The following is a 10,206-nucleotide window of genomic DNA, read 5'->3' on the forward strand; positions in this document are numbered from 1 at the left end:
TTTGCCCGGAATCACTCATCCACAAAAGCAATCGGCCCGGTACCGACTGAGCGATACCGGGCCGATTCTGCTGTCCTGCAACCGTTTACGGCAGCGGGCCGCCCGCGGCGATGGCCGAGAGCGTGGCGAACTCGTCGCCCTTCAGCGAGGCCCCACCGACCAGCGCGCCGTCGATATCGGTCTGCGCGATCAGTTCGCCGACGTTTTTGGCGTTCACCGAGCCGCCGTAGAGCACCCGCGTCGCCCCGGCGATCTCGGGGTCGGCCAGCTCCGCCAGTTCGGCCCGCAGCGCGCCACAGACCTCCTGCGCATCGGCGGGCGTGGCCACCCGGCCGGTGCCGATCGCCCACACCGGCTCGTAGGCGATGACGACCTTCGAGATCTCCTCCGCCGACAGGCCTTTCAGCGATCCGCGCAGCTGCTCCAGGTTGTACTGGACGTGCGTCTGCGCCTCCCGGACACCCAGGCCCTCGCCGACGCACACGATCGGCGTCATCCCGTTGTCGAGCACCTTCTTGGCCTTGGCCGCCACGGTGGCGTCGTCCTCGGTGTGGTACTGCCGGCGCTCCGAATGGCCCACCACGACGAACGAGCAGCCCAGTTTGGCCAGCATGGAGGCGCTGATCTCACCGGTGTAGGCGCCCGCGTCGTGCGTCGACACATCCTGCGCGCCGTAGGTGACCAGCAGCCGGTCGCCCTCCACCAGCGTCTGCACGCTGCGGATGTCGGTGAACGGCGGGATCACCGTGACGTCGACCTTGGCGAAATACTTGTCCGGCAGGGCGAAAGCGATCTTCTGCACCAGGGCGATCGCCTCGAGGTGGTTGAGATTCATCTTCCAGTTGCCGGCGATCAGCGGCTTGCGTGCCATCATTCCTCCAGAACCGCGATGCCCGGAAGTTCCTTGCCCTCCAGGTATTCCAGCGACGCGCCGCCGCCGGTGGAGATGTGCGAGAAACCGTCCTCGGGCAGACCCAGAATACGGACCGCCGCGGCCGAATCTCCGCCGCCCACAACGGAGAACGCGCCCTTGCCGGTGGCCGCGACGATCGCCTCGGCGACACTGCGGGTGCCCGCGGCGAAATTCTCGAACTCGAACACGCCCATCGGGCCGTTCCAGAAGATCGTCTTCGCCTCGGTCAGCAGCGCCGCGAATCGCTTCGCCGACTCCGGGCCCACGTCCAGGCCCATCCAACCGTCGGGAATCTCGTTGTCGGGCACGACCTTCGAGTCCGCGTCGGCGGCGAACTTGTCGGCCACCACGATGTCGACGGGCAGGTGGATGACATCGGCGTACCGCTCCAGCAGGCCCTGGCAGGTAGCCACCATCTCCTGCTGCAGCAGCGAGGTGCCGACCGAAAGGCCCTGTGCCGCAAGGAAGGTGAAGCACATGCCGCCGCCGATCACCAGCGTGTCGACCTTCGGAGCCAGCGCCTCGATGACGGCCAGCTTGTCCGAGACCTTCGACCCGCCCAGCACGACCGCGTAGGGCCGCTCCGGATCGGCCGTCAGCTTCTGCAGCACCTCGACCTCCGCCGCCACCAGGGTGCCCGCGTAGTGCGGCAGCAGCTTGGCGACGTCGTACACCGACGCCTGCTTGCGGTGCACCACGCCGAAGCCGTCGGAGACGAACGCCCCGTCGTCGCCGACCAGCTCGACCAGGGCGCGCGCCAGCTTGCCGCGCTCGGCGTCGTCCTTGCTGGTCTCGCGCGGATCGAAGCGGATGTTCTCCAGCAGCAGCACATCGCCGTCGGTGAGGCCCTCGGAGCGCGCCAGCGCGTCCTGGCCCACCACATCACCGGCGAGCTGGACGTTGCGGCCCAGTTCCTCGGCCAGCCTCGTGGCCACGGGGGCCAGCGACAGCGCCGGATCCGGCTCGCCCTTCGGGCGGCCCAGGTGCGCGGTGACGACCACCTTGGCGCCGGCCTCGGCCAGCGCCTTGATCGTCGGCGCCGACGCGATGATGCGGCCCGGGTCGGTGATCTTCCCGCCGCTAGCGATCGCTTGCGGGTCGCTCGAAACGGCACTGTCGAGGGGGACGTTCAGGTCGGAGCGCACCAGCACGCCCCGGCCCTCGACACCCTCCGACAGCAGATCCTGAAGTGTCTTGACTGCCATGGGTTTACAGCGACTTGCCGACGAGGCCGATGAGGTCGGCGAGGCGGTTGGAGTAGCCCCACTCGTTGTCGTACCAGGAGCTGACCTTGACCTGGCCGTCGATCACCTTGGTCAGCGGCGCGTCGTAGATCGACGAGTGCGGATCGGTGACGATGTCGCTGGAGACGATCGGGTCGACGTTGTACTTCAGGATGCCCTTCAGCGGGCCCTCGGCGGCGGCCTTGAAGGCGGCGTTGATCTCGTCGACCGAGGCCTGCTTGCGCAGGTCGGCGGTCAGGTCGGTGATCGAGCCCGTCGGGACCGGGACTCGCAGGGCGTAGCCGTCCAGCTTGCCGTTGAGCTCGGGCAGCACCAGGCCGATGGCCTTGGCGGCACCGGTGCCGGTGGGCACGATGTTCAGGGCGGCGGCGCGGGCGCGGCGCAGATCCTTGTGCGGCGCGTCCTGCAGGTTCTGGTCCTGGGTGTAGGCGTGGATCGTGGTCATCAGGCCACGCTCGATGCCGAAGTTGTCGTGCAGCACCTTGGCCAGCGGGCCGAGGCAGTTGGTGGTGCACGACGCGTTGGAGATGATGTTCTGGCTGCCGTCGTACTTGTCGTCGTTGACGCCCATCACCACGGTCAGGTCCTCACCCTTGGCGGGCGCGGAGATGATCACCTTCTTGGCGCCGGCGGCCAGGTGGCCCTTCGCCTTGGTGGCGTCGGTGAAGATACCGGTCGACTCGACGACCACGTCGACGCCCAGATCGCCCCAGGGCAGCGCGGCCGGACCCTCCTTGATGGCCAGCGCCTTGATCCGCTGGTCGCCGACCACGATGGTGTCGTCACCGTCGAGCGAGACGTCCTTCGGCAGGCGGCCGAGGATGGAGTCGTACTTGAGCAGGGTCGCCAGCGTGGCGTTGTCGGTGAGGTCGTTGACCGCGACGATCTCGATATCCGTGGTGCCGAGCGCCTTCTGCGCCTCGACCGCCCTGAAGAAGTTACGTCCGATGCGGCCGAAGCCGTTGATGCCTACCCGGACAGTCACGTTATCGCTCCTCAGCTTTCAAGCGGATTCGTTCCGTTGCAGGTCCACCCTAATGCCCGCGTGTTACATCACGGACATGCCCCTGCCGACGGGCGACTTCGACGTCGCAGGGCGATGCCGAGCCGACCCCGAATCCCACCCGGGGCCGGTCGGCGGCCGTCTTCGACAATGCAGCGCGTCTATTCGCCGCGGCCCCTATCCAGCGCCTGGACAAGAAGATCCCTGAACTCGGCGAAGTTCTCCTCCAAGGCGCGTTGCCCGGATCGCAACGCGGCCAGAGACCGGTCCGTGCGATCGAACCGATCGCGGGTTTCCTGTTGGAACTCCGCGAGCCGCAGGCCGAGTGCATTCGTTGCCTCGCGCTGAAAGTCCGCCCTTGTTTCGAGGACGCCCTGCCCGGCCTGCAGAGCCTCCTGCCCGGCCTGCAACGCTTCCTGCCCGCTCTGCAGCACATCCTGCCTGGCCTGCAACGCTTCCTGCCCCGCCTGCAGCGCTTCCTGCCCGCTCTGCAGCACATCCTGCCTGGCCTGCAGCGCCTCCTGCCCCGCCTGCAACGCAGCGAACTTCGACTCGTTGCGCTCCTGGTCCGCGTCGGTCTTCGCTCGGTGGGCATGTACCGCCGCCAACACTGCCCGGCCGTCGACCCGCTCTGCTTCCAACGCGGCCACCCTCGCCTCCAGTTGCGTCAACCTCGTCATTGTCGATCCCCCTTCGCTGCTCGGCAACTCTCGATCCGGAGGCCCGAACTTACCGCACAGCCGACCCACGTCAGGCGCTGTCGAGAGCCACCTGTGGATAATCAACCGGGTTGTGAAACTAGGGCATTCCACGACTTTCGAGGTACTCCAGCAGCATCGCTTTCATGTCGGCGAAGTGCGCTTCGGTCGACAACCGAAACTCTCGCAACTCGTGTAGTCGACCCTCAGCGTCTCGGGCTGCAGCCTCGCCGGACGCCCGCTCGGCCGTCTCGAGCTCGCGGAGCCGGACGAGGATCCTCATCGATTCGCAGTCGAACTGTTCGGGATCGAGTTGAGTGGCCTGATTCATCGTCAGCCCCTTGCGTCGCGGCTCTCGGTCGATGGGGGCTCACGCTACCCGCACTGCGACCGCGTCGAGGATCGTCCGACCGCGACACCCGCATGCGACACGCCGAGCTAAGCAGGCTCGATTGTCTTGCGGTGCAGGGCAATCGGGCAATCCGACGCGATCGGTAGCATCGGTTGTGCAATAACAGACTAGGAGGTTCGAGTGGCCGACAATGGGGTCAGGGTGCGGGTGGGGACGGCGGCGGATGTGTCGAAGGCGGTGCGGACGCTGGGGCGGGCGTTCGCCGATTACCCGTGGACGCGGCACACCGTGGCGGCCGACGATCACCAGGGGCGAGTGGAGCGGTTCCAGCGGCTGTTCGTCACGCGTATCGGGTTGCCGCACGGGCGGGTCTGGGTCGCGGACGAGGGTGATGCCGTGGCCGTCTGGACGACACCCGAGACGGATGCCGGGCCGGTGTTCGGCGAGCTGGCTCCCCTGTTCGCCGAGCTGGCCGGTGATCGCCTGGCGGCCAGCGAGGCCGCCGAGCACGCCATGGCGCCGCACCGGCCGGTGGAACCGGTGTGGTTCCTGGGCACCGTCGGAGTGGATCCCGACCGGCAGGGCCGCGGCCTCGGCCGCGCGGTGATCGAGCCGGGACTGCAAGCGGCGCAACAGGATCGAGTCCCGGCCTTCCTGGAAACCTCCGACGAGACCAACGTCCGTTTCTACGAGCGCCTCGGATTCACGGTCACCGCCGAGGTCGACCTCCCCGACAACGGCCCCCGCACCTGGGCCATGCTCCGCCGCCCCGCGGACGACTGACGGTCGGCACATGAGAGAGGGCCGGTCATATCGACCGGCCCTCCTTACTCACGCGTCTTCGAGCAGTTCGGCCGTGACCGCCGACTCCGTGTCGGGGATGCCCAGTTCCTTCGCCCGGCGGTCGGCCATCGACAGCAGGCGCCGGATGCGGCCCGCCACCGCGTCTTTCGTCATCGGCGGGTCGGCGAGCTGGCCCAGCTCCTCCAGCGACGCCTGGCGGTGTTGCACGCGCAGCTGACCGGCGGCGGCCAGGTGGTCGGGCACGTCGTCGCCGAGTATCTCCAGGGCGCGCTCCACCCGGGCGGCCGCGGCCACCGCGGCCCGCGCCGAGCGCCGCAGGTTGGCGTCGTCGAAATTGGCGAGGCGGTTCGCCGTCGCCCGGACCTCGCGGCGCATGCGGCGCTCTTCCCACGTCAGCCGCGTGTCCTGGGCGCCCATCCGGGTCAGCAGCGCGCCGATGGCCTCGCCGTCGCGCACCACCACCCGGTCGGTGCCGCGCACCTCGCGGGCCTTCGCCGAGATGCCCATCCGGCGGGCGGCGCCCACCAGCGCCAGCGCCGCCTCGGGACCCGGGCAACTCACCTCGAGCGCCGAGGACCGGCCGGGTTCGGTGAGCGAGCCGTGCGCGAGAAACGCACCGCGCCATGCGGCTTCGGCATCGGGGATGCTGCCGCCGACCACCTGGGCGGGCAGCCCGCGCACCGGACGGCCGCGCACATCCAGCAGGCCGGTCTGGCGGGCGAGCGCCTCGCCCTCCTTCGACACCCGCACGACATACCGGGAGGTCTTGCGTAGCCCGCCGGCACCGAGCACATGCACATCCGAGCCGTAGCCGTACAGCTCGAAGATCTCCCGGCGCAGCCGGCGCGCGATGGATCCCATATCCACCTCGGCCTCGACGATCACCCGGCCACCGACGATATGCAGGCCGCCCGCGAACCGGAGTAGCGCCGACAGTTCCGCCTTGCGTGAACTCACCTGCGAGACCGACAGACGGCTAAGCTCGTCCTTGACCTCGGCTGTCATCGCCACGAGACCCGCTCCTTTCCACCCAACGCGGACCGCACCTGCTGGCCCATGTGCCGTCCTTCGACTCGAAGCCTTGCTGATTCCGGCCGAGGTTGCCGGATCACCTGATCCAGTGCGGCGGCTAGCTTTCCAGGGTGGTGCCGGTCCGTCCCTGCCTCGGCGACATCAGCGAAGGTTACTCGTGCACGCAGCTGTTCGGCAGCTCTTGCCACATGTTCGCGTTCTCTGCCCTCCGGAACGGACCCGGAATCCACCACCACATCCTCGACCGCGAAATCCGGTGCGTGCTGGGACAATACATGCAGGTGCCGCTCGGCGGAGAATCCGGCCGTCTCGCCGGGCTCGGCAGCGAGATTGAGTACCAGCACTTTTCGTGCCCTGGTATGTACCAGTGCCTCGCGCAGACCGGGCACCAGGACGTGCGGAATCACGCTGGTGAACCAGGATCCGGGGCCCAGCACGACCACGTCGGCGTGCTCGATCGCGGAGGTCGCCTCCGGACTGGCGGGCGGGTCGGACGGGATCAGCCGTACCCGGCGCACCTTGCCGGGCGTGGTCGCGACCGCCACCTGCCCGCGGATACAGCGGCTCACCCGCGGATCGGCCTCCAGCCCCGACACGTCGGCCTCGATGGTCAGCGCGGTCGGCGACATGGGCAGCACCCGGCCGGTGGTGCCCAGGATCCGGCCCACCTCGTCCAGCGCGGCCACCGGGTCGCCCAGCACCTCGGCCAGGCCCGCCACGATCAGGTTGCCGACCGAATGCCCGGCCAGCGCCCCGGTGCCGCCGAATCGGTGCTGCACGGCGCGCGCCCACAGTCCGTCGGTGTCCTCGGCCAGCGCGGCCAGCGCCATACGTAGATCGCCCGGCGGCAACATGCCCAGCTCGGCCCGCAGCCTGCCGGAGGATCCGCCGTCGTCGGCCACGGTCACCACCGCGGTGATGGTGCGGCTCAGCCGCCGTGCCGCCGTCAGGGTCGCGTACAGCCCGTGGCCGCCGCCGAGGGCGACGATCGCGGGACCGGATTCACGGCCGTCCGCCGCGGGCTCCGGTGCACGGTCTGCCGCGGTGTCCTCGCCTGCGCTCATTCGCGCCCCAGATCCCGGTGCACCACCCGCACGACATCGCTGGGGTCGGGTTCTCTGTCACGGAGCAGCTCGCCCAGCGCCTCCGCTATCGCCACGCTGCGGTGCTTGCCGCCGGTGCAGCCCACTGCCACGGTCATGTATCGCTTCCCCTCTTGGCGGTACCCGTTCGTCGTCAGATCGATCAGATGGCAACAGGTCCGCAGGTAGTCCTCGGCGCCCGGGCGGGACAACACGTACTCGCTGACCACCGCGTCCTGTCCAGTGTGTTCGCGTAGTTCCGGTACCCAATGCGGATTGGGTAGGAAACGCAAATCAAACACCATGTCGGCGTCCAGTGGTACTCCGTACTTGAAACCGAACGATTGGATTGTGATCTGCAGGGCGGCCGCCGCACCGCTGCCGTAGGCCTCCTCGAGCTTGCGGTGCAGCTGGTGCACCGACAGCGCCGTGGTGTCGATGACCAGGTCGGCGGCGGTCTTCACCTTCGACAGCCGGCTCCGCTCGGCGGCGATGCCCGCGGTGAGAGTGCCGTCGGCACTCTCACTCTGCAGCGGGTGGCGGCGGCGGGCGAAGCCGAACCGGCGGATCAGCACGTCATCGGACGCCTCGAGGAACAGCACCCGCGTGCGCACCCCGGCGCCCCGCAGCTGTTCGGTCACGCCCGACAGATCGCCGGTGAAGAACCGGCTGCGCACGTCCATCACCAGGGCGAGCTTGCGGATCGGCGGGTCCGCCGAGACGCCCAGCTCGACCATCCGACCGATCAGTTCGGGCGGCAGGTTGTCGGCGACGTACCAGCCCAGGTCCTCGAGCACCCGGGCCGCGGTGCCGCGCCCGGCGCCGGACAGGCCGGTCACGATGACCACCTCGACCCGCCCGCCGTTGCCGGACGGGGCTGCGGGCGTGGCCTCGGCGCTGCCCGGCTGTGGCGGCGACGAGGTCGCCGGGTTGCTGTTCGATTCGACGCTGGTCATGTCCTACCGGATCCGTGTCTGCCTGTCGTTCGATCATTCCGTCCCGCGGCCGGGCGTGTCGCCCGACACGCGGCAGGCGAAACCGAGCCGTGACCGTTTCCATGCACCGGCGCCCCGGGGCGGGCACCGGTCACCCACCGTTCGCCTCGCTCGCGTTCAGGGCCGCCAGCACGGCCTTCGCCGTCGCCACCCCGATCCCCGGGACCTCCGTGATCTCCTCCACCGTAGCGTCCCGCAGCCGCGCCACCGACCCGAAGTGGGTGACGAGGGCGGTACGCCGCGACTCCCCGAGACCGCGCACGGAGTCCAGCGCGGACGCGGTCATGCGCCGCGAGCGCTTACTGCGGTGGAAGGTGATCGCGAAGCGGTGCGCCTCGTCGCGGACTCGCTGCAGCAGGTAGAGCGATTCGCTGTTGCGCGGCATGATCACCGGGTCCGGTTCGCCCGGGACCCAGACCTCCTCCAGGCGTTTGGCCAGCCCGATCACGGCCACATCGGTGATGCCGAGCTCGTCGAGCACCTCGGCGGCGGCGTTCACCTGGGGTGCGCCGCCGTCGACGACGTAGAGGTTCGGCGGATAGGAGAATCTGCGCGGCTTACCGGTCTTGGGGTCGATCCCGGGCGGGATATTCGGCTCGGTGTCGCCGGGTGTGTCGCCGCCGTATTCGGCCGATGCCGCGCCCGTCGTGTCCGTGAGCTCCGCCCCCGCGACCGCCCGGCCGCTCAGCTCCGCGGCCTCCATCGCATCCAGATCGCGGCGCAGCCGCTGGAACCGCCGCCTGGTCACCTCGGCGATGCTGCCGACATCGTCGGAGCGGCCCTCCCCCGCGGCCTCCTTGATCGTGTAGTGACGATATTCGGACTTGCGCGCCAGCCCGTCCTCGAACACCACCAGCGAGGCCACCACGTCGGTGCCCTGCACGTGGCTGATGTCGACGCATTCGATGCGCAGGGGGGCGCTGTCCAGTTCCAGCGCGTCCTGAATTCCTTGCAGCGCAGCCGATCTCGCGGTCAGGTCGCCCGCGCGCTTGAGCTTGTGCTGGGCCAGGGACTCACCCGCGTTGCGCTGCACGGTCTCCATCAGCGCCTTCTTGTCGCCGCGCTGCGGCACCCGCAGCTGTACCGCGGATCCGCGCAGCTCCGACAGCCAGCTCTGGACCTGCTCGGGATCGCCCGGCAGCGCGGGCACCAGCACCTCGCGCGGCACCACAGTCGCCGCGGTCTCGGTATCGGTGTGCTCGGCGAAGGCGGCCTGCTCGCCGTAGAACTGGGTGAGGAACTGCTCGACCAGGGCGGGCAGCTCGCCCCCGGCCTCGACCACGTCGGCCGCGTCGCCGGATTTGTCGACCACCCAGCCGCGCTGGCCGCGCACCCGGCCGTCGCGCACGTGGAAGATCTGCACCGCGGCCTCCAGTTCGTCGGTGGCGAAGGCGATCACGTCGGCGTCGGTACCGGTGCCCAGCACCACCGCCTGCTTCTCCAGCGCACGCTCCAGCGCTTGCACGTCGTCGCGCAGCCGAGCCGCGGCCTCGAAGTCCAAATCCTCTGCCGCCGACTGCATCTGGCGCTTGAGCTCGCGCACCATGCGGTCGGTCTTACCGGACAGGAAGTCGCAGAAGTCCTCGGCGATGCGGCGATGCTCCTCGGCGCTCACCCGGCCGATGCACGGCGCGGAGCACTTGTCGATGTAACCGAGCAGGCAGGGCCGCCCGATCTGCCGGTGCCGCTTGAAGACTCCGGCCGAGCAGGTGCGCACCGGGAACACCCGCAACAGCAGGTCGACCGTCTCGCGGATGGCCCAGGCGTGGGCATAGGGACCGAAGTAGCGCACCCCCTTCTTGCGCGCGCCCCGGTAGACGAACACCCGCGGATACTCCTCGTTCATGCTCACCGCGAGCATCGGGTAGGTCTTGTCGTCGCGGTAGCGGACGTTGAACCGCGGATCGAACTCCTTGATCCAGTTGTATTCCAGCTGCAGGGCTTCCACCTCGGTGGTCACCACCGTCCACTCCACGCTGGCGGCGGTGGTGACCATCTGCCGGGTGCGCGGATGCAGCGCGGCGATATCGGCGAAGTAGGAGTTCAACCGGTTGCGCAGGCTCTTGGCCTTGCCGACGTAGAT

At 69.1% G+C, this 10,206-nt stretch carries 10 protein-coding genes; 1 reads left to right on the forward strand and 9 read right to left on the reverse strand.

Annotation, left to right across the window (positions count from 1 at the left end; all coding sequences use genetic code 11):
• Nucleotides 1-85: 85 nt before the first annotated feature.
• The 5 genes from tpiA to NM1_RS12470 all read right to left on the reverse strand — a co-directional run bounded on the left by tpiA (nt 86) and on the right by NM1_RS12470 (nt 4,189).
• Complete coding sequence (tpiA, locus tag NM1_RS12450; RefSeq protein ID WP_068018521.1) at nt 86-871, reverse strand: triose-phosphate isomerase; 786 nt, start codon at nt 869-871, stop codon at nt 86-88.
• A complete protein-coding gene (locus NM1_RS12455; RefSeq protein WP_068018525.1) occupies nt 871-2,118 on the reverse strand; it encodes a phosphoglycerate kinase in 1,248 nt (415 codons plus the stop codon). Before NM1_RS12455 ends, tpiA begins: the two co-directional genes overlap by 1 nt.
• Before the next feature lie 4 nt (nt 2,119-2,122).
• Nucleotides 2,123-3,142, reverse strand: a complete 1,020-nt coding sequence (gene gap, locus NM1_RS12460) for a type I glyceraldehyde-3-phosphate dehydrogenase (protein ID WP_068018528.1) — start codon at nt 3,140-3,142, stop codon at nt 2,123-2,125.
• Between the two features lie 179 nt (nt 3,143-3,321).
• Complete coding sequence (locus NM1_RS12465; RefSeq protein ID WP_147288969.1) at nt 3,322-3,831, reverse strand: hypothetical protein; 510 nt, start codon at nt 3,829-3,831, stop codon at nt 3,322-3,324.
• 127 nt (nt 3,832-3,958) lie between these two features.
• A complete protein-coding gene (locus NM1_RS12470) occupies nt 3,959-4,189 on the reverse strand; it encodes a hypothetical protein (RefSeq protein ID WP_068018533.1) in 231 nt (76 codons plus the stop codon).
• Between the two features lie 201 nt (nt 4,190-4,390).
• Here NM1_RS12470 and NM1_RS12475 point away from each other — a divergent pair, with 201 nt between their 5' ends.
• Nucleotides 4,391-4,993 carry a GNAT family N-acetyltransferase gene (locus NM1_RS12475; protein ID WP_068018536.1) on the forward strand — a complete coding sequence of 201 codons (603 nt, stop codon included), beginning with the start codon at nt 4,391-4,393 and terminating at the stop codon, nt 4,991-4,993.
• Between the two features lie 48 nt (nt 4,994-5,041).
• Here NM1_RS12475 and whiA read toward each other — a convergent pair whose 3' ends face one another.
• From whiA to uvrC, 4 genes are all read right to left on the reverse strand, one after another.
• Entirely contained in the window at nt 5,042-6,025 is a 984-nt protein-coding gene (gene whiA, locus NM1_RS12480; protein WP_068018539.1) for a DNA-binding protein WhiA, read from the reverse strand.
• The gene (locus NM1_RS12485) at nt 6,016-7,110 is read right to left on the reverse strand and encodes a gluconeogenesis factor YvcK family protein (RefSeq protein WP_068018542.1); all 1,095 of its coding nucleotides are present in this window, start codon (nt 7,108-7,110) and stop codon (nt 6,016-6,018) included. The genes whiA and NM1_RS12485 overlap by 10 nt, the downstream gene beginning before the upstream one ends.
• Nucleotides 7,107-8,084: an RNase adapter RapZ gene (rapZ, locus tag NM1_RS12490; protein WP_084519491.1), complete on the reverse strand. Its 978-nt coding sequence runs from the start codon at nt 8,082-8,084 to the stop codon at nt 7,107-7,109. Before rapZ ends, NM1_RS12485 begins: the two co-directional genes overlap by 4 nt.
• 130 nt (nt 8,085-8,214) lie before the next feature.
• Nucleotides 8,215-10,206, reverse strand: a 1,992-nt coding sequence (gene uvrC, locus NM1_RS12495) for an excinuclease ABC subunit UvrC (RefSeq protein WP_068018545.1), incomplete at its 5' end; no start/stop codon positions are given.

It is taken from the genome of Nocardia mexicana NBRC 108244, from assembly GCF_001613165.1.
GTDB lineage: Bacteria > Actinomycetota > Actinomycetes > Mycobacteriales > Mycobacteriaceae > Nocardia > Nocardia mexicana.